This window comes from Burkholderia seminalis, assembly GCF_001718535.1.
GTDB lineage: Bacteria > Pseudomonadota > Gammaproteobacteria > Burkholderiales > Burkholderiaceae > Burkholderia > Burkholderia seminalis.
Genome location: NZ_CP013399.1, coordinates 612,873 through 631,155, shown reverse-complemented (window position 1 = coordinate 631,155; position 18,283 = coordinate 612,873). Strand labels below are relative to the sequence as shown.

Below are 18,283 nucleotides of genomic sequence, written 5' to 3'. Positions count from 1 at the left end.
CGTTCGAAGAGAGGCAACGATGTTTCTACCGCAGGAATTCATTCGCAGGAAGCGCGACGGGCAACCGCTCGATCGCGACGGGATTGCCGCGTTCGTGCGCGGCGTGACCGACGGCAGCGTGACCGAGGGCCAGGTGGCCGCGTTCGCGATGGCCGTGTATTTCAACGACCTGAGCACCGAGGAGCGCGTTGCGCTGACGCTCGCGCAGCGCGACTCGGGCGACGTGCTCGACTGGCGCGCGCTCGATCTCGACGGGCCGGTGATCGACAAGCATTCGACCGGCGGCGTCGGCGATGTGGTGTCGCTGATGCTCGGGCCGATGGTGGCCGCGTGCGGCGGCTACGTGCCGATGATCTCCGGGCGCGGGCTCGGCCATACGGGCGGCACGCTCGACAAGCTCAGCGCGATTCCCGGCTACGACGTGATGCCCGCGACGGATGCGTTTCGTCGCACGGTGCGCGAGGTCGGCGTCGCGATCATCGGGCAGACCGCCCGGCTCGCGCCGGCCGACAAGCGCATCTATGCGATTCGCGACGTGACGGCGACCGTCGAGTCGGTCGCGATGATCACCGCGTCGATCCTGTCGAAGAAACTCGCGGCGGGGCTCGACGGGCTCGTGATGGACGTGAAGGTCGGCTCCGGCGCCTTCATGCCGACCGCGGAGAAATCGGCGGAACTGGCGCGCAGCATCGTCGACGTCGGCAACGGCGCCGGCATGAAGACGACCGCGATCCTCACCGACATGAACCAGTCGCTCGCGCCGTGCGCGGGCAATGCGCTCGAAGTCGCCTGCGCGATCGACTACCTGACGGGCAAGTCGCGCCCGGCGCGCCTGCATGACGTCACGATGGCGCTGTCGGCGGAGCTGCTCGTCACGGGCGGGCTGGCGCGCGACGTCGCGGCGGCGCGCGCGAAGCTGCAGGAGGCGCTCGATTCGGGTGCGGCGACCGAACGCTTCGCGAGAATGGTCGCGGCGCTCGGCGGCCCCGCGGACCTGATCGACGTGCCCGCCCGGCATCTGGCGCGCGCGGCGGTGATCGTGCCGGTTCCCGCGCCGGCGACCGGCGTGGTGCAGCGGGTCGATTGCCGCGGGCTCGGGCTGGCGGTCGTCGCGCTCGGCGGCGGCCGCACGCGCGCGGAGGACGCGATCGACGTCAGCGTCGGACTGACGGCGCTGGCGGAGATCGGGCAGCGCGTCGAGGCCGGCGAGCCGCTCGGCTACGTGCATGCGCGCGACGGCGCGGCGGCTGCACACGCGGTGGACGCGGTGCGGCGCAGCTACGTGCTCGGCGAGACGGGCGAAGCGCCACCCACCCTTTACCAGCAGATCGGCTGACCCCACTCCCGGAGGCATCATTTCGATGGAACGAGACGAACTGATCGAACAGGCCAGGGCGGCGCGCGAACGCGCGTATGCGCCGTATTCGCGCTTCAAGGTCGGCGCGGCGCTGCAGGCGCGCGACGGGACGGTCTTCCACGGCTGCAACGTCGAGAACGCGTCCTACGGATTGTGCAATTGCGCGGAGCGCACGGCGATGTTCTCGGCGATCGCCGCCGGCTATCGCCCGGGCGACTTTGCACGGCTCGCGGTGGTCGGCGACACGGACGGCCCGATCGCGCCGTGCGGTGCGTGCCGTCAGGTGATCATCGAGATCGGCTTGCCCGACATCGAAGTGATCCTCGCCAACCTGAAGGGGGCCGTCGAGGTCACGACGGCCCGTGCGTTGCTGCCGGGCGCGTTCAGTCTGTAACGGCGCGCGCCGCGGCGGGTCGCACGCGTCACGCGCCTTCGCGCGTTTCGCAGATCGGGATCACGGTGCGCGCGCCGCACTGGCGCAGCAGGTCGCGCAGCTCGTTGATGACCGGAAACACCTCGTGGTTCCAGTCGGCGCCCTGGCGATCGTGCGCTTCCTGTTCGCGCTCGACGATCCAGCGATCCTCGCGGAAGATGCGCTCGGTGAACCACACGAGCAGCGGCCACGCGAGATCGAGCGCGAACGGGATGCCGGGCTTGTGGATCGACAGCAGGCCGAACGTGCGGTTGGTGCGCTGTTCGGCGTCGAGCGGCACGTAGACGATCCACAGGTCCATCACGAGCGTGCCTTCGCTCGAACGGATCTGCAGCGTCTGGTACGGGTAGCCGGTGCGCACCGTCATCACGCTCTTGTCGGACTGGTCGGCCGGCTTCTTGCTCGCGCCAAACACGAGCGCCTCGCCGACCGGCTGCTTGCCTTCCATCCGCGCGAACGTGTAGTCGACCTCGACCCAGTCGTCGCCGCGGCGACGGCCCACCGAGCGCGCGCGCATCTGCCCCATCTGCTTGCGGTGCAGGAACTGATGGTTCATGTCCATCAGGTTCTCGTGCATGAACGAGTAGTGGCACTTGACCTCGCGGCCGAAACGGCGCGTCTTGTACGCGCGGTTGTCCGCCGATTCGAGGGCGGGGAACGGCCGTTCCTCGGCGAGCGTCGCGTCGCCCGGGAACACGAAGATCAGCCCGTGCGCCTCGCGGCACGGATACGCGCGCACGCCGTTGGGCAAGCGCTCGCGGCCGAGATAGGGCACGTCGACGCAGCGGCCGCTGTCGCACGCGTAGGTCCAGCCGTGATAGCAGCAGCGCAGCGTTTCGCCGCTGACGACGCCCGCGTGCAGCGGCACCTGGCGGTGCGCGCAACGATCCTCGAGCGCGTACACGGCGCCGGACTCGGTGCGCACGAGCACGATCGGCTCGCCGGCGAAGTGCACGCCGAGCGTCTTGCCGCGCTTGAGCTCGCGCGACCACGCGAGCGGGTACCAGTGATCGGGATGAATCGGCACACGGCGCAGGTCGCGCACGGTGGCGCCGGAGGACGATTCTCCAACGGTGTTGCTGTCAGGCAAAGGCACTGCGAGCATGCGTGACGCCTCCTGGGCGGGTAGTCCGGGCGCCGCAAGAAGCGGCGGGGATCTGGAGAAGTCTACGCGAAGTTGCCCGCGACGGCGGACGCGATGCGGGTTTGCCCCGGCATGGCGCGACGAGTTTCGTTGATGCGGCGCAAATCGGGACGCAGGCGGCGCGCGCCGGTCGTGCCCGGCCGCGCGGCGGGCGGTATCCCGTTACGCGGCCGGTGGCGGGTCATGAACGGGCGTCGCGCCACAGCACCGCGTCGGAACGGTACAGCGCCGGGAAACGCTGCTTCAGCCCGGCGACCTTCGGCAGGTCGTTGAACGCGATATACGGCGCGTCGGGATGCAGTTCGAGGTAGTTCTGGTGATACGCCTCGGCCGGATAGAACCCCTTGTAGTCCTCGACCCGCGTGACGACGGGCGCCGGGAACACGTGCGCCGTGCCGAGCTGCGCGATGTACGCGGTCGCGACCGCGCGTTGCTGCGCGGTGGTCGGGAAGATCGCGGACCGGTACTGCGATCCTTCATCGGGGCCCTGCCGGTTGAGTTCGGTCGGATCGTGCGCGACCGAGAAGAACACCTGCAGCAGCCGGCCGTACGTGATCTGCGTCGGGTCGTAGACGATGCGCACCGATTCCGCATGCCCCGTCAGCCCCGAGCCGACGAGCGCGTAGTGCGCGGTTTCGGACGCGCCGCCCGCATAGCCCGCGGTGACCTGCTTCACGCCCTTGACGTGCTCGAACACGCCCTGTACGCCCCAGAAGCAGCCGCCGGCGAGCACGGCCGTTTCGTCGTGCGACGCGCCGGACGTCTCGTCGAGCGTCGGGGCGGGCACGGTGCGCATCGGCTCGGCGGAATTGACGATACGCTGGTAGCCGAACACGGCGGCGGCCGCGAAGGCGACGGCGCCGATGCGGCGCAGCAAGGTCGCGCGCCGTCGCGCCGCGGCATCACGGGGGGAGATCGGGATCATCATTTGCTCCTTTTCAATGGGTCGGGGACACGGCGCCGGGTGGCGGCGCACGCGATCAACCGAAAGTGAATGCGTACGCATCGACACCGGGATCGAGGAACTCGATCGCGAACGTGCGATCGGCGATCGCTCCCGGCTGCCGTACGAGCTGATACAGGCGCTGGCCGGTGACGGTGCCGTAGCCCTGCGCGTCGACGTCGGTGCCGTGCGCGGCGCCGGGGGCCGCGCCGTCGAGCGTCACGCGAAAGCGCACGGGCTGGCCGTTCGCACCCGGGCCGAGCACGAGGTGCAGGTCGCGCGCATGGAAGCGGTACACGATCCGGCCGTCCGGCGCGGCGAGCGACGCGCGCTCGGCACCGACGTTCCAGGTGCCCGCGAGGCCCCAGTCGTTGAGGTCCGGCCGGGCCGGCGCGTCGTAGCGGTGCGCCGCATCGCGCACGGCGCCGCCCGGCGACGTGAAGCTCTCCGCACGCGTGTAGCCGACATAAGTTTCGGGCGAGCGGACGTCCGCGCTGTCGGCCGCCGCGAGCGCCCCGTTCGCGGGCGCACCGGCCAGCCCGAGCGGCACGTTCAGCGCTTCCGGATGGCCGGCTTCCGCGAGCAGCGACTGGATCGCGCGCTCCGACTGCGCGTATTCGCCTTCGCCGAAGTGGTGATGGCGCACGCGCCCTTGCGCGTCGACGAAGTAGTGCGCCGGCCAGTATTCGTTGTTGAATGCGCGCCAGATCGCATAGCCGTTGTCGATCGCGACCGGGTAGTCGATGCCCAGGTCGTGCACGGCCTTCTTCACGTTGCCGATGTCGCGCTCGAACGCGAATTCCGGTGCGTGCACACCGATCACGACGAGCCCGTACGGCGCGTACTTGCGTGCCCACGCGTTCGTGTACGGCAGCGTGCGCAGGCAGTTGATGCATGAATACGTCCAGAAATCGACCAGCACGACCTTGCCGCGCAGGCCGGCCGCGGTCAGCGGCGGCGAGTTCAGCCACTGCACGGCGCCGTCGAGCGACGGCAGCGTGCCTTCGACGGGCAGCGCGGACGGCGTCGTGACGGCCGCGCGCATCATCGCACCGCCGCCGGCCGGAGCGCCGTCGGCGGCCGCGGCCATCATCGCGCCGCCGGTTGCGCTGTCGGCAGCGGTGCCGGTCGCGGCCATCGCGGCCGGTGCACCGTTCGAGCGTCCGCCGAGGCGGTCGACCAGCTTCGTCTCGAGGCCGCCCGTCGTGACGGTCGACAGCTGCGCAAGTGCGCCGGTGTCGAGGCCGAGCGCGATCGCGCCGACGCCGGCCAGCAGTGCCGCGCCGATCCCGCGCCGGATCCATTCGCCGGCGCCGAGCGAGCGCTTCATCGCGGCGAACACCTTGCCGCCGATCACGAGCGCCACGCCGAGCGAGGTCGCCGCGCCGGCCGCATACGCGACGAGCAGCAGCGTCGTACCGACGCTCGCGCCGCGCAGGGCGGCGCCGGTCAGCACGAGCCCGAGGATCGGGCCCGCGCACGGCGCCCACAGCAGGCCGGTCGCGACGCCGAGCAGCAGCGACGATGCGGGGCCGGCCGGGCGGCCGTCGCGCTGCGCGAAGCCGGTGAGCCGGTTGCCGGCCGCGACGAGCGGGCGCGTCAGGTGTTCCGCGAAGCGCGGCATCAGCAGCGTCAGGCCGAATACGGCGAGCAGGACGATCGCGATCCAGCGGCCGGCCTGGTTCGCCTGCGCGACCCAGCCGCCGCCGACGGCGGCGAGCGTCGCGACGACGGCGAACGTGAGCGCCATGCCGGCGAGCAGTGGCAGGCCGGTGCGCACGAACGGCTGGTCGGCGCGGGCGAACACGAACGGCAGCACGGGCAGGATGCAGGGGCTCAGGATCGTGAGCACGCCCCCGAGATAGGCAAGGACGATGAGCAGCATGGTGCGTTCTCCAGTCGGTCGGAAGGGGGGCCGGATCAGGCGGCGGCCGGATGGAAGGTGAGCGCGAGGCCGTTCATGCAGTAGCGCAGGCCGGTCGGCTGCGGGCCGTCGTCGAACACGTGGCCGAGGTGCCCGCCGCAGCGCCGGCAGTGCACTTCGGTGCGGACCATCCCGAACGTCGTGTCGGTGTGGGTGTCGACCGCGTGGTCGAGCGGCTTCCAGAAGCTCGGCCAGCCCGTATGGCTGTCGAACTTGGTGGCGGACGAGAACAGCGCGAGCGCGCAGCCGGCGCACGCGAACGTGCCGGCCCGGTGTTCGTCGTTCAGCGGGCTGCTGTACGGCCGCTCGGTGCCGGCTTCGCGCAGGATCGTGTACTGGGCGGGCGTGAGCCGGCGATGCCATTCGGCATCGCTGAGCGTGATCTCGAAAGGGGCCGCCGGTGCGCCGGCCGGCGGCGCGGCGAACGCCCGGCCGACCAGCGCACGCCGTCCGGCGGACGACAGCGCCGCGAGCGCGGCAAGACCGGTGGCGCCGGCGAACAGCAGATGTCTGCGGGTGGGCATGATGGGCTCCTGGAAGCAGGTCCTGAAAACATGCGCCCATCGTAGGCAGCGGCCGGTGTCGAAGTCCTCACGGAAAGTTAAATGAATCGTGACATCTGGGGTGTTCCGAGGGGGGCGGTGGAATCCGTCGATGTGCCAGCTGGCAAGCGTCTTCGGACGGGTGAGCTGACGATATTTACCGCGCAGCGGTTCGCGCCGCGTTTTTAAGTGTTTTTTTAGTTTTCGTTGAGTTGCGTAGCGAATCCGGAGTCAGATCCGCCTGTCCTCGCAATCCTTGAGCAATTCGCCAAGTGCGTCGAATACCACCCGCACGCGCCCCGGCACGGTCGCCGAGACGGTGCTGCGGCAGCTCGCATCGCGCGCTTTGCCTGCTTGAGTCCGTTGCGACGATCCGTATCGCTTCGTCGCGTTGCGTGACGAGCGTGGGTGACCACCCGACAGGGGGGGCGCCCGCTCCGCGGACTCGAGCAGCGCGACCCCATGCGTGCGATTGACTTGCGCGACAGTACGATCATGAGCGATGACCGTGCTCCGACATCCCGAGACTCGCGAACGCCGAATCGGTTTGGAAGCGGTGACATCGGATTACCGACGGCAAAACGGTCGTTTGTTCGCGCAAGCGATCCTCGCGTTCCACCCGTCGACGCGATGGCGTTGTGCTCGGGTTCCTGAAAGACGACGGTGCAACCGGGCAACGACGATGACGAGAAAAACTGCCGTGCGCTACGAGCTAGTGCACTGGAAGCTCGCCGCTGCCTTTACATCTCCACCGATATACTTGGGCCACAGTGGATAGCGGCACAACGGGCGCGTCCTCCCGAGCGTGGCGGCATTGAGGTCGCTCATCGTCAGTGTTTCAGGTGCCTTGCCGCTTTCTACCCATTCATCGAGTGCGGATAGCGAATCGATGGCGGGATGAAAGGGGCCCGTGCCATGGCCGACCCCCGGCATCAGATAAAACCGCACGAAGCCGTCGACCGTTCCTTGTCCGAAGCGCTGCACCAGACCGGCGTAATAGTCGGTGCTCGAGTCGGTGCTCACGATCTCGTCGGCAAGGCCGTGCGTCATGATGAGCTTGCCGCCTTTCGCGACATAGGCGCTCAGGTCGGTGCTCGTTGCATCGGTCAGCGCCGATAGCGCCTGGACGCGCGACTGATACGCACCGGGATTGACCGGATCGAACGTCAACGAATCGAACGTGGGCACGCGCGTGACAAAGTACTTGACCCATTGATCGCCTGTCACCCACTGGTTCGCGTCTTTCTTTCCCGCGGGATTCGCGGGTACTTTCGATTCGCCGAGATCACGCGTCGTGTACGGCCCCGCGAACACCGAACCGGCGAGGATGTTGTAGCCGGCGTATTGCGTCACGCCGTTCGCAAGCGGATAAGGCAATTGCAACGGTGCAGCGATGGTCTGAATGGTCGCGATCTGCGCATCCGACAGACAGGTGTCGCCCGAATCCGCGCCGTTCGGGCAACGCACGGACGCCAGCACCGTCGCCGATTGCGCCTTGCACGCCGCCACGTTGGACACGATGCCGTCGGCGACACCGTCGAGCGCATCGCACGCGCTCATGACGGCATTTTGCAGCAGTACCGTTTTGGCGACATCGAGCCAGCCTGCGCCATTGTTCAGGTAGAGTGCGCGGCCGAGCACGACATTGCTCAAACGCAGCCCGGTATAGTTGAGCGCCGGGCGATTCACGACGATACCGTCATAGTCGGCGGGCCAGCGTTGCGCTTCGCTCAACCCGTCCCGACCGCCTGTAGAACTGCCGAAGAAATAGGTTTTGCCGGGCGCGCTCGCGTAGCGCTTTCTGATGAGCGCCATCGCGACGTCGTGTGCCTTCTTCAGACTCAGGCCGCCGTAGTTCGCCAGCGACTCGTCATTCGCGGCGAACTTGCCGTCGGTGATGCTGGCGCTCTGATGCCCGGAATCGTCGCCGAACGTCGCGTAGCCGTCGGCAAGCGGCGTCGGCGTGCCCGTTGGCGCCATGTCGAGCGCGTCGACGCCGGTAATCAGCGTACCGTCGAAGCCGCCGCCGCCATAATGCAGCGCCTTGCGGTTCCAGTGGGTCGGCAGATTGACCTGAAACCTGATCGACGGCGCCGCGGGATCGACGGGAGCGATGGCCCCATTCACCTGGCAATATTCACCGGCGGCCTCCACCAGCGTGGCGCTCGTGATCGTCGCGCCGCCGGTCGGCTCGGCAATCGACGATGCCGGAATCGCCAGGCCGTTCAATGCCCCACATTGGGCCGCGGCTGACGGCGGTGGCGGCGAGCTCGCCGAAGCGCCGCCGCTCGACTCATTGCCGCCGCACCCGCTGATGCAAAGGCTGAGGGCGAGCGCCCCCCACAACGGTCTGTTGTCCATCGTCGTCTCCAGGATGAATGGATTGCTATTCGACAGCACCGCCTGCCTGCTCGACGCCAGATTTGGCGAGCCGAACGGAGGGGCCGAACAGTGCGCACACGCCGGCCTGCGATACGAACATTGCATCGCCGCTGTGCCCCGCGCCTTGAACTTCATGCAGCACATGCCGCAATGCCGGATGCCGGGCGCGCAGATAGGCGTAGTACGCGCGGCCGCGTGCGAGGCGGTGCGGGCCTTGCATCATCGCCTCGCATGAGCGGTCGAGAGCCGGGTGCGCCGGATCGTCGTCGTGCGCACCGAGCAGATAGGTGACGTCGTGATCGACATAACGACGTTCGAGCGATTGCGCGTCGAGTCCGTCCGCGTAGCGGGGAAGTCGCGACGTGCCGTATTTCCATTCATTGAATCCGGCGCATGCGGTTCGATCGATGCCCTCGCAGTGCGGACGCCACGCGTCGAAATACACATACGACGAAGGATTCGCGATGACGTAACGTACTTTCACACCGCGTGCGAGACAACATGCCGTAGCGTTGCTGAGTATCGCGTGCCGATGCGCGACCTGCGCACCTCCGGAATGTCCCGCGATCACGATCTCGCGCAGCTTCGGATAGCGGCCGCTCTGCATGCCCTGCACGTAATGTTCGACGAGCGCATCGAGCACATCGAACGAGCTGAGCGGCGCTGGACCGACTGCGTCAAGTCCGCCCATCCACGAGGTCCATTCCCAATGCAGACAGGCGTCCGCCAACCGGTGATACGCGACGTCGGCCGTCGCGAGAAATTGCGGCACGGCGAGCATCACGCTTTTCGCATCGGCCGTGGAGGCGTCGAGCGCGCGCTGCGTCGATCGAAGGTATGCGTCGGCGTCGCGCAATCGGCCGTGCAGCATCACGACGACCTGCGTCGCGGTGGCCCGTGCGGCGGTGCCGCCCGTGAACAGCGGCACGTTCGCTGCGCCGCGTGACGTCGAAACGGTCAACCGCTCGCTGGCGACGACTTTGACGGGTACTTCGTTGCGTGGACGCATCTCGTGGTTCCGGGGAAGGCACATCGCGGCGCTCATGCTGTATCACCCGGCCACAGGTCGGGCTCGTGGCGCAAGCGTCGCCCGGACGACGTGAACCCGACCAGCAACAACGAGACGATGCCGGCGAACACCAGATACCACGCCGGTACGATGCGCGAGCCGGTGACGTCGATCAATGTCGAAACGGTGAGCGGCGCGAGTCCACCAAACAGCGTGACGGCCACGTTGTACGACAGCGCCACGCCCGTCGAACGCATGGCCGTCGGAAACAACTGCGTCAGCATGCCGGGGTGCGCGCCCGACATGACGCTGAGCACGACCGTCGCGATTATCTGCGCGCTGAAGACGCGTTCGGGCGAGGGCGCCGCGAGCACCCATGCGAAAAGCGGATAGGCAGCGCATACCCAGGCGATCGTCACCGGAAAGAACAGCCGATACGCGCCGAAGCGGTCGGCAAGCTTCCCTGCCAGCGGATAGCCGACAATGCCGATCAATCCGGAGATCGCCGTGCCGAACAGCGCGTTCTTGAGCGGTAGATGCAACTGGTGTTCGACATAGAGCGGCATATACGAGTGCCACAGATAATTGGTCGCGGCGCCGATGATGATGACGCCCATCGCGCATAGCGCCGCATCGCCGCGCTCGCGAATGAATGTCCGTAGCGACTGGCGTGGCGCATGTCCAAGGCGCTCCCGCAACTGTACGAATTCCGGCGACTCGCCGACCTTGTGGCGGATGTAGAAGCCCACGGGCCCCACCAGCGCGCCGAGCAGAAATGGCACGCGCCAACCCCACGTCACGAGCGACTGATGCGACAGCTGCGTGGTGAGCAAGTACGAACACAGCGACGACAGAAGCAGCGCGACGGCCTGTGACGTCATCTGAAAACTGCCGAAGAACATCTTGCGTCCTGGCGGCGCGTATTCCGTCAGCATCGCGGCCGCTGTCGCGAACTCGCCGCCCACCGAGAGCCCTTGCAGAATACGGGCGAGGACGACGAGGAGCGGTGCGGCCATGCCGATGGCTGCGTAACTGGGTGTCAGGCCCATCATCAGCGTGCTCGCCGCCATCAGCAGAATCAGCAGCGACAAGGTTTTGCGCCGACCGTAGCGGTCCGCGCATGCGCCTATCACGATGCCGCCTAGCGGCCTCACCACGAAGCCGACCGCGAACGTCGCAAGCGTCAGCGTGATCGACACAAATCCGTTGCCGACAGGGAAAAACACCTGCGCGATGATCTTCGCGAAGTAGCCGTAGATGAGGAAGTCGAACCACTCGAGGCCATTGCCGATGACCGACGCGAGCACCGCGCGGCGGGTTTGCGAACGGCTGAGTGCCGTTGCGGCCGACGCGTGCACAGCCGCTTGCAAGGTGGATTGCATGTGTCTCCTTTGATGCGCTTCCAGCTTTTGAAGCAAGCGTACGTGTCGATGTCGCGAATGTAAAATACCGATGAGACACGGTTGCCATATCCAACGCATATACCAGACAAACGATGGAACTCAGACAGCTGCGCTATTTCCTCGCCGTCGCCGAAGAAGGTCAGTTCACTCGGGCCGCCGCGCGACTGCATATCCAGCAGCCGCCGTTGTCGCAGCAGATTCAGGAACTCGAACAGGAACTAGGCTTCGCGCTGTTCGTGCGGCAGCCCCGCGGCGTCGTGTTGACGGCGCCCGGCGAGATCTTCGCCGCACGCGCGCGTGCGGTACTGCTCGAACTGAACAACGCCGTCGTCCATGCGCGCCGAGTGGCGCAAGGCCGGATCGGCACGGTGCGTATCGCGCTCACGAGTTCGGCGGCGTTTCACCCCCTTACGCCTACCGCTATTCGCAATTTTCGGGACATGTACCCCGAGATTTCGATCGAGATGAGCGAGGTGAATGCGGCGGAGATCATCGAAATGATGTTGAACGGCCGCGCGGATGCCGCCATTCTCCGCAAACCGGTCGAAACGCCCGCTGACCTACGCTTCGAACTCCTCGCCGAAGAACGCATGTTGCTGGTGCTGCCGGTGGGGCACAGGCTGGTCAGCAGTCGTTCCGTGTCGCTCAAACAGCTCGCGAACGAATCGTTCATCTTCGTGCGTCGGCCGGGTGCGCCCGGCATGTACGCGGACTTCATTCGCGCTTGTCAGGCGAAGGGATTCGAGCCGCACGTCGCGGAAGAGGTGCCGCGCATGGTGACGGCAATCAATCTCGTGGCGGCGGGCGGCGGCGTATCGCTCGTTCCGGCGTCGATGCAACGTTACCATCAGGAAAGCGTGCGCTACTGCCGTGTGGCCGGCGATCATGCGTTTCGCGCGCCGTTGCATCTCGTTACCCGGCATGATTTGCAAAACCCCGCCGCGTCGCATTTCCGTGAAGCGTTGCTGATGTTTGTCCAGCGTCACCCGCATCGCGAATAAACCTGAGAACGGCAAGCACCTGACGGATGGCGCGGTCTGCCGAGTTCCGTTGTGCAATGTCGACAAATTCCCGGACGCGCGGGCTGCCTTCTCGGACGCTCCGTCGCATCGCGTGATCGCGGGGAGCGATCGGTTACAGGTGATGGTCTGTGGCCCGGCGGGGCAAAACGGGTTGCCGGCGGTACAGGATGCGGGTCGCTCCGAAGGCAAAGCCGACCGCAGGGTTTGCCGATTTCACGCTTTTCGTGCATGTATGGCCCCGCCGCCTTTTGCAAGCCTCTTGTTTGGGATGTCGAAACGGTCTACGTGCCTCTATCCGGCTCGCCTGATGCGAACGCATGGCCGGAACGCCAATCGTGACGGACTGGCTGTCGCGACACGACCGCGTTCATACGGTCGGACAACGGCATCGAATCCGTCGTTGCCGGCGCCACGACAGGTTTCTGCCGTGAAGGCGACGTGGTCGCGTGTCATCGTATTCACGAATTGCCTGGCCATCCCGTCAATTTGTGTGCCACGCTGCCTGCAGGCACATTGGCTTTGGCGCGGTGGCACGCCGCGAGCTGTGCCAATAGCGTCGAAACGAGTCCGAACGCAACGCGTCGCATTTTGCCGCTCTCCGGCGACGTCGATATGTCGAATAGGGCGTCGGCGCGACATTGCTGCATCAATTTGGTGCGCCCATCAGGGGTATATCCATATTTAACGAAACGTTTGCGTGGCACCGTTTCGAAATATTCGGTAATTGCACCGCTATTCGAGCGTCGATACAGCACGGGATACTGCGTGGATTTCCAATGACATCGGATGAATATGTCCGTCGCGAACGTTTGCCTCGATATCGAAGCGAATACAAATCGTACTTCGCACCACCCATTCGTGTTCAGCAATTTCCGATCAGGGCTCACCCGATTACATCGATTGCCGTCTGCATTACACCCGGGACCCGTGCACGCGACATCGATTTGAACGTGACGCCGAGGTGCACGAATAATCGAGGCAACTGCCCGAATTTGCGGTGGTCCGCACACCCATGCGGTCGCCGAAACATCTTCCCTCATCCAGCCCTGATCCACCGGCTCACGGGCGTCATGCACCGGGCGGCCCGAATTTCGTCGCAATTATCCTGAGCCCGGTGAGTTTTCCGTTATCCCGATCGATATCCGCTGTCGATGACTAGCGTCAATTTTCTATCGAATTTTGAGAATTAATTCACATTCCATCCGGCTATTGTCAATAAACAGGGTCGCATCACGGGCTTGATTGATTCCGACAACAACACGGCGGAAACGGACATTGATAAATCGGCTAACAATCCCAGCCGCATATGATGCGGCGCAGAAATCAAGAAATGTAAGAAATTGTTAAAGGGCCGCAAGATGCAAACAGTATCGAATCATTCGTCGGCGGGGTTAAGCGTGAATCGTGGCAGAGGCTCCGGAACCGGGCATCAACGGGTAAGCGTAATCGTACTGTTGCTCGAGGGTTTTTCGATTATGCAGATGGGCAAGCTGGCGGCAGTGTTCGAACTCGCCAATCAGCTAGGTCGGGCCGAGGGCGCATTCGCCGACCACTACGAATTGCGGCTTTATTCGATCCATGGCGGCCCGGTTCGTTCGTCGTCCGGTGTCGGAATCTGGACGGACGCCACCCGCATGCTCGATGCAAGCACGGTTCACGCGATGTTCGTCCTGAGCGGAGAGGGTGGGATCGATGCTCTCGACGAGCAATTGATCGCGTGGCTCAGGCACGCGCATCAGCGCGCGCGCGTGGTCAGGGGCAGCGGTGGCGGCCGGAAGCTGTTGACGCAGATTCACCTGGCGCAAAAGGAGGCCGAGAAGGTGTTGCCGTCGGCGGACGACGACGGCGCTTCGCACCTCGGACGCGACGACATCGAATGTGCGGGTGACGAAGACGACGGGCCGTTCTCGGACGCGTTGTCGATCGTGCGCGTGGACATGGGTTACGAAATCGCGCAGGAAATCGTGGCGTGCATGGTATCCGGTGCGAACCGCAAGCTGACCGACGTGCTGTTCGGCGCTCGTGTCGCGCGCGCCAGCACCTTGATCCGACGCGCGGCTCATCATCTGCGCGTCAACAGCGAGAATCGGATCTCCATCGCGGACGAGGCGCAGGCCGCCGCGATGAGCGAGCGCAATTTCCTCCGGCGATTCAAGAACGAGATCGGTGTGACGCCAACCGAGTTCGTGTTGAGAATCCGCCTTGAAAAGGCCTGTCGCATGCTGATCGAAACGGACCTTCCGGCCGATAAGGTCGCGAGACGAACCGGCCTTGGCAGCGGCGACCGGATGGCCAAGCTGTTTCGCCAGCACTTGCAGACTTCACCAACCGAGTATCGGGCCGCTGCTCGAAAAGGCGGCGAAGCCTCGGCGGAAATGCTGTATGCGTCGGATCTGAGCAGCTGGATGAACAACGCGACATCGTAGTCGCGAGCGTGCCTTTCGTCACTCGAAGCCGATACGGCAATTCATCGTGCCGGGCGTAATGAGTTTCCGGATGAACGGTATTTCATTCGAATGACAGGGCGCTCCATTCGTACTGCAAAATTCGTATATCGGTGGATCGACGCGCGACGAAGGCGGATTCGGCCACAATCGTGGCGCCGTCCGACACCCGCCGCCCGAACCGCGTATCCGCTCGATTAGGTTATCGACTGGCCTTTCGAGGAGGCGGCACCCCGGTACTCCTCGGAATTTTGCCTGCCGTGTGTTCGTGAGCGCACCGTGCAGGCCTTTTTATTCCTCGAACCAGCATTCGCGCGGAGATTGACCGCCGATGCTCGCTCGTCTGTTCCGCGTGGCACCCGGCGATGAAATCGCCGTCTGGCGTGGCGAATGGCACCGGCAACATGAATCCTGCATTGGCGGGAGGCGGCGTAGTGCCGTAGCGGTCGTGATTCGAGAATCACTGAAAAGACGTGCGTCATTTCGCACGGGATGTTATCCGGAAAATCGTGAGGGCGATCGGATAAATCCGGCATGGATTCACCCTTGATTCCATCAGCCATCAACAAGGCGAATTCGGACGCAAGCGATAAATGCGCGAGTCGCGATGAATATGATGCACTGCGGAAACACGGAAGTGACGACATTCCGACGGGCACACGGATGGGCACGCTGACCGGCGAGCGCACCGCAGCGTGCCGCGGCACAGCGGAATGACCGCCTCGCGGCGCCATGAGTTTTGACGTGAAGTGCCGGTGCGGAACGCGGATGGATGCTGGACAAAAAATTAGGAGTTCATATCAATGAATTCGTTGATCAATCGAGCGACCGATATCGGGCTGATCGTGCTGGGCGCGTTCATTCCCGCGTTGATCGGTGCCACCGGCGGCGCGCGCGGGACGCTGTTCGACGGCGCGCTCGTCGCGTTTGCCGCCGCGCTGGCCTTGTCGGTATTTCCCGCCTGTGGCATCTACGACGCGGCGCGCACGCGTTCGGCACTGCACGTGCTTGGTCGAACCGTGCTTGCGTGGATCGTCGTGCAGGGCGTGAGCACCGCGCTGCTGTACATGCTGCATCGCGCGCACGTGCTGTCGAGCGAGTGGTTCGTGTACTGGACGCTCGCCAGCGGGATCGGCCTGATCGCGTTCCGTGCGCTGACGCTCGCGCTCTTCGGAATGATCGAGCGTGCCGGCGATCGGATGCGTGCGGCGGCCATCGCGCACGCCGACCTGCGCGGCCAGCGCGAGATCGGCCACCGCGCGGTGGGGCGCGTGAAGCGCCTGGTCAAGCGCGGCTTCGACCTGGTGTGCGCGTCGTTGCTGCTCCTGATGCTGGCGCCGGTATTGCTGGGCATCGCGTGGATCGTGCGGCGCGACGGCGGCCCGGCGATCTTCGGGCACGAGCGCGTCGGCCGCGACGGCCGGCGCTTCAAGTGCCTGAAATTCCGCTCGATGGTGACGAACGCCGATGCGGTGCTCAAGGCGCTGCTCGAGCGCGATGCCGACGCCCGCGCGGAATGGGATCGCGAATTCAAGCTGAAGAACGATGTCCGCATCACGCCGATCGGACGCCTGCTCCGCAAGACGAGTCTCGACGAACTGCCGCAGCTGCTGAACGTGCTGAAGGGCGACATGAGCCTCGTCGGGCCGCGACCGATCGTCGAGGCGGAACTCGAACGCTACGGCACCGACGTGCGCTACTACCTGATGGCGAAACCGGGGATGACCGGACTCTGGCAGGTCAGCGGCCGCAACGACACCGACTATTCGACGCGCGTGTCGCTTGACGTGTCCTACGTGCGCGAATGGTCGCTGCGGCGCGACATCGGCATCCTGTTGCGGACGATCAACGTGGTGGTGCGCGGATCGGGCGCGTATTAGCCGCTGCCGCGCGCACGTCGCGAAGGATGGGCGGCGGCGCGTCACCGTGGCAGGCGCGGCGGGGTTCGGCAGTGAGCAGTAGCGGCAAGCATGTCCGGTCTCGACAGGGGTGCTGTACTCGCGTTCGACACGACGCGGGGCGACCGGTGAAATTTCAAATTAAAAGAGTGCGAGGGTGTAATGCAGAGGTTGCGTCAAATGGAGTCGGCGCGCGCGATCGCGCCGCGCCGGCCAATGCGTGTCGGTTCGCTCGTGATGATCCCGCCGCTGTGTGCGTTGCTGGGCGCGTGCGGCATCGCGCCGGGCATGCGCATGCAGCAGCCGACGTCGATTCCGCTGCAAAGCGTGGCCGCGCAGGCGGAGAGCACCGTGCTGCCGGTGTCGATCACGAACATCGATCTGTCGCTGATCCGGCGCATGCGCGACACCGAACGCAGTACGCGCGGCGAAGCACGCGATGTCGTCGGGTCGCCGGATGCCTACACGATCGGGCGCGGCGACGTGCTGCAGATCGTCGTCTGGGATCACCCCGAACTCGCGGCGGCGCTCGGCGCGCCGGCGCAGGCCGCGCCGCGCCCGGCCGATGCGCCGCCGGGCTTCGTCGTCGACCAGGACGGCACGCTGCAGTTCCCGTTCGCGGGGCGCCTGCCGGTGGCTGGACTGACGGCCGAGCAGGTTCAGACGCAGCTCACGCGGCGTCTCGACAAGACGTTCAGGAATCCGCAAGTCACGGTGCGCATCGCATCGTTCCGCGCGAAGCAGGTGTATATCGAGGGTGAGGTGCATACGCCGGGCTCGCAACCCGTCAACGACATCCCGATGACGCTGTACGACGCGATCGGGCGGGCCGGCGGCTTCGCGGCGTCGGCCGACCAGAGCCGCGTCGTGCTCGTGCGCGACGGCGTCGAACGCCGGCTCGACCTGACCGAGATGGCCGAGCAGGGGCGCAACCCGTCGACGATCGTGCTGCGCAACGGCGATCTCGTGCGCGTGCTGCCGCGCGACGAGAGCGGCGTGTTCGTGATGGGCGAGGTCAACAAGCCCGTGACGGCGTTGCCGATGCGCAATGGCCGGCTGACGCTGAGCGAGGCGATCTCGCAGGCCGGCAGCTTGAACGCGAACACGGCCGATGCGGCGCAGGTCTACGTGGTGCGCGGGATGCAGGACGAGCAGCCGCAGGTCTATCGCCTCGACGCGCGCTCGCCGGTCGCGATGGTGCTGGCGAATCAGTTCCAGCTGAAGCCGCAGGATGTCGTGTACGTCGACGGCAACGGGCTGGTGCGCTTCAGCCGTGTGCTCAGTCTGTTGCTGCCGGCCATCAACGCCGGCCTGACCGCGGCGATTGCGACCAAGTGATGGAATCGATCCTGATCGTCTGCGAGGGCAACATCTGCCGCAGCCCGATGGCCGAAGCGATGCTGCGTGACGCGATGCCCGGGCGCCGCATCGCGTCCGCCGGCCTGAACGCGCTGGTCGGCATGCCGGCCGCGCCGTATGCGCAGGACGTCATGCGGATGCGCGGCTTCGACGTGTCGACGCATCGCGCGCAGCAGATCGGCCGCTCGCTGTGTACCGACGCCGACCTGATCCTCGTGATGGACCGTCGCCAGCGGACGTCACTCGAGAACCAGTTCCCGTTCGTGCGGGGACGCGTGTTCCGTCTCGGCGAGTACACGGATTTCGACGTGCACGACCCTTACCGCCAGCCCCGATTCGTGTTCGAACGCTGCGCGCGACTGATCGAGCTCGGCGTGTCCGAGTGGTCGAAGCGCCTGCGTATCGTCTGACGCGGCCGCAGGT

The 18,283-nt window shown here is 65.8% G+C and carries 15 protein-coding genes; 8 read left to right on the top strand and 7 right to left on the bottom strand.

Going from position 1 to position 18,283, the window contains the following annotated elements:
- Positions 1–19 precede the first annotated feature (19 nt).
- Both deoA and WJ12_RS18645 read left to right on the top strand, forming a co-directional pair.
- On the top strand, positions 20–1,336 hold the full coding sequence (gene deoA / locus WJ12_RS18650) for a thymidine phosphorylase (RefSeq protein ID WP_059557982.1): 1,317 nt from the start codon (positions 20–22) through the stop codon (positions 1,334–1,336).
- A 25-nt stretch (positions 1,337–1,361) separates the two neighbouring features.
- Positions 1,362–1,751 carry a cytidine deaminase gene (locus WJ12_RS18645; protein ID WP_034190664.1) on the top strand — a complete coding sequence of 130 codons (390 nt, stop codon included), beginning with the start codon at positions 1,362–1,364 and terminating at the stop codon, positions 1,749–1,751.
- Between the two features lie 28 nt (positions 1,752–1,779).
- Here WJ12_RS18645 and WJ12_RS18640 read toward each other — a convergent pair whose 3' ends face one another.
- The 7 genes from WJ12_RS18640 to WJ12_RS18610 form a co-directional block, all read right to left on the bottom strand.
- Entirely contained in the window at positions 1,780–2,895 is a 1,116-nt protein-coding gene (locus tag WJ12_RS18640; protein ID WP_059557981.1) for an aromatic ring-hydroxylating oxygenase subunit alpha, read from the bottom strand.
- Between the two features lie 220 nt (positions 2,896–3,115).
- Positions 3,116–3,859 carry a peptide-methionine (S)-S-oxide reductase MsrA gene (gene msrA, locus WJ12_RS18635; protein WP_059558018.1) on the bottom strand — a complete coding sequence of 248 codons (744 nt, stop codon included), beginning with the start codon at positions 3,857–3,859 and terminating at the stop codon, positions 3,116–3,118.
- Between the two features lie 55 nt (positions 3,860–3,914).
- Positions 3,915–5,762 (bottom strand): cytochrome c biogenesis protein DipZ, encoded by a 1,848-nt coding sequence (locus tag WJ12_RS18630; RefSeq protein WP_059557979.1) that lies wholly within the window; start codon positions 5,760–5,762, stop codon positions 3,915–3,917.
- Between the two features lie 35 nt (positions 5,763–5,797).
- A complete protein-coding gene (gene msrB / locus WJ12_RS18625) occupies positions 5,798–6,325 on the bottom strand; it encodes a peptide-methionine (R)-S-oxide reductase MsrB (protein ID WP_059557978.1) in 528 nt (175 codons plus the stop codon).
- Positions 6,326–7,048: 723 nt separating this feature from the next.
- On the bottom strand, positions 7,049–8,704 hold the full coding sequence (locus WJ12_RS18620; protein WP_059557976.1) for a tannase/feruloyl esterase family alpha/beta hydrolase: 1,656 nt from the start codon (positions 8,702–8,704) through the stop codon (positions 7,049–7,051).
- Positions 8,705–8,729: 25 nt separating this feature from the next.
- Positions 8,730–9,770, bottom strand: a complete 1,041-nt coding sequence (locus tag WJ12_RS18615; protein ID WP_059557974.1) for an alpha/beta fold hydrolase — start codon at positions 9,768–9,770, stop codon at positions 8,730–8,732.
- A complete protein-coding gene (locus tag WJ12_RS18610) occupies positions 9,767–11,116 on the bottom strand; it encodes an MFS transporter (protein WP_059557972.1) in 1,350 nt (449 codons plus the stop codon). Before WJ12_RS18610 ends, WJ12_RS18615 begins: the two co-directional genes overlap by 4 nt.
- 113 nt (positions 11,117–11,229) lie before the next feature.
- Between WJ12_RS18610 and WJ12_RS18605 the strand changes: the two genes are divergently transcribed.
- From WJ12_RS18605 to WJ12_RS18585, 6 genes are all read left to right on the top strand, one after another.
- On the top strand, positions 11,230–12,138 hold the full coding sequence (locus WJ12_RS18605) for a LysR family transcriptional regulator (protein WP_069245766.1): 909 nt from the start codon (positions 11,230–11,232) through the stop codon (positions 12,136–12,138).
- Between the two features lie 1,502 nt (positions 12,139–13,640).
- Complete coding sequence (locus tag WJ12_RS18600; protein ID WP_226104035.1) at positions 13,641–14,585, top strand: GlxA family transcriptional regulator; 945 nt, start codon at positions 13,641–13,643, stop codon at positions 14,583–14,585.
- A 552-nt stretch (positions 14,586–15,137) separates the two neighbouring features.
- Complete coding sequence (locus tag WJ12_RS35965; RefSeq protein WP_124670535.1) at positions 15,138–15,320, top strand: hypothetical protein; 183 nt, start codon at positions 15,138–15,140, stop codon at positions 15,318–15,320.
- Positions 15,321–15,406: 86 nt separating this feature from the next.
- Positions 15,407–16,483, top strand: a complete 1,077-nt coding sequence (locus WJ12_RS18595) for a sugar transferase (RefSeq protein ID WP_034190904.1) — start codon at positions 15,407–15,409, stop codon at positions 16,481–16,483.
- A gap of 180 nt (positions 16,484–16,663) precedes the next feature.
- A complete protein-coding gene (locus tag WJ12_RS18590; RefSeq protein WP_069245765.1) occupies positions 16,664–17,839 on the top strand; it encodes a polysaccharide biosynthesis/export family protein in 1,176 nt (391 codons plus the stop codon).
- Positions 17,836–18,270 carry a low molecular weight protein-tyrosine-phosphatase gene (locus tag WJ12_RS18585; protein WP_034190906.1) on the top strand — a complete coding sequence of 145 codons (435 nt, stop codon included), beginning with the start codon at positions 17,836–17,838 and terminating at the stop codon, positions 18,268–18,270. Before WJ12_RS18590 ends, WJ12_RS18585 begins: the two co-directional genes overlap by 4 nt.
- The last annotated feature ends 13 nt before the right edge of the window (positions 18,271–18,283 follow it).

Coding starts and splice junctions, on each gene's coding strand:
- deoA (WP_059557982.1), top strand. CDS start 20: ATGTTTCTACCGCAGGAATTCATTCGCAGGAAGCGCGACGGGCAACCG.
- WJ12_RS18645 (WP_034190664.1), top strand. CDS start 1,362: ATGGAACGAGACGAACTGATCGAACAGGCCAGGGCGGCGCGCGAACGC.
- WJ12_RS18640 (WP_059557981.1), bottom strand. CDS start 2,895: ATGCTCGCAGTGCCTTTGCCTGACAGCAACACCGTTGGAGAATCGTCC.
- msrA (WP_059558018.1), bottom strand. CDS start 3,859: ATGATCCCGATCTCCCCCCGTGATGCCGCGGCGCGACGGCGCGCGACC.
- WJ12_RS18630 (WP_059557979.1), bottom strand. CDS start 5,762: ATGCTGCTCATCGTCCTTGCCTATCTCGGGGGCGTGCTCACGATCCTG.
- msrB (WP_059557978.1), bottom strand. CDS start 6,325: ATGCCCACCCGCAGACATCTGCTGTTCGCCGGCGCCACCGGTCTTGCC.
- WJ12_RS18620 (WP_059557976.1), bottom strand. CDS start 8,704: ATGGACAACAGACCGTTGTGGGGGGCGCTCGCCCTCAGCCTTTGCATC.
- WJ12_RS18615 (WP_059557974.1), bottom strand. CDS start 9,770: ATGAGCGCCGCGATGTGCCTTCCCCGGAACCACGAGATGCGTCCACGC.
- WJ12_RS18610 (WP_059557972.1), bottom strand. CDS start 11,116: ATGCAATCCACCTTGCAAGCGGCTGTGCACGCGTCGGCCGCAACGGCA.
- WJ12_RS18605 (WP_069245766.1), top strand. CDS start 11,230: ATGGAACTCAGACAGCTGCGCTATTTCCTCGCCGTCGCCGAAGAAGGT.
- WJ12_RS18600 (WP_226104035.1), top strand. CDS start 13,641: ATGGGCAAGCTGGCGGCAGTGTTCGAACTCGCCAATCAGCTAGGTCGG.
- WJ12_RS35965 (WP_124670535.1), top strand. CDS start 15,138: ATGGATTCACCCTTGATTCCATCAGCCATCAACAAGGCGAATTCGGAC.
- WJ12_RS18595 (WP_034190904.1), top strand. CDS start 15,407: ATGAATTCGTTGATCAATCGAGCGACCGATATCGGGCTGATCGTGCTG.
- WJ12_RS18590 (WP_069245765.1), top strand. CDS start 16,664: ATGCAGAGGTTGCGTCAAATGGAGTCGGCGCGCGCGATCGCGCCGCGC.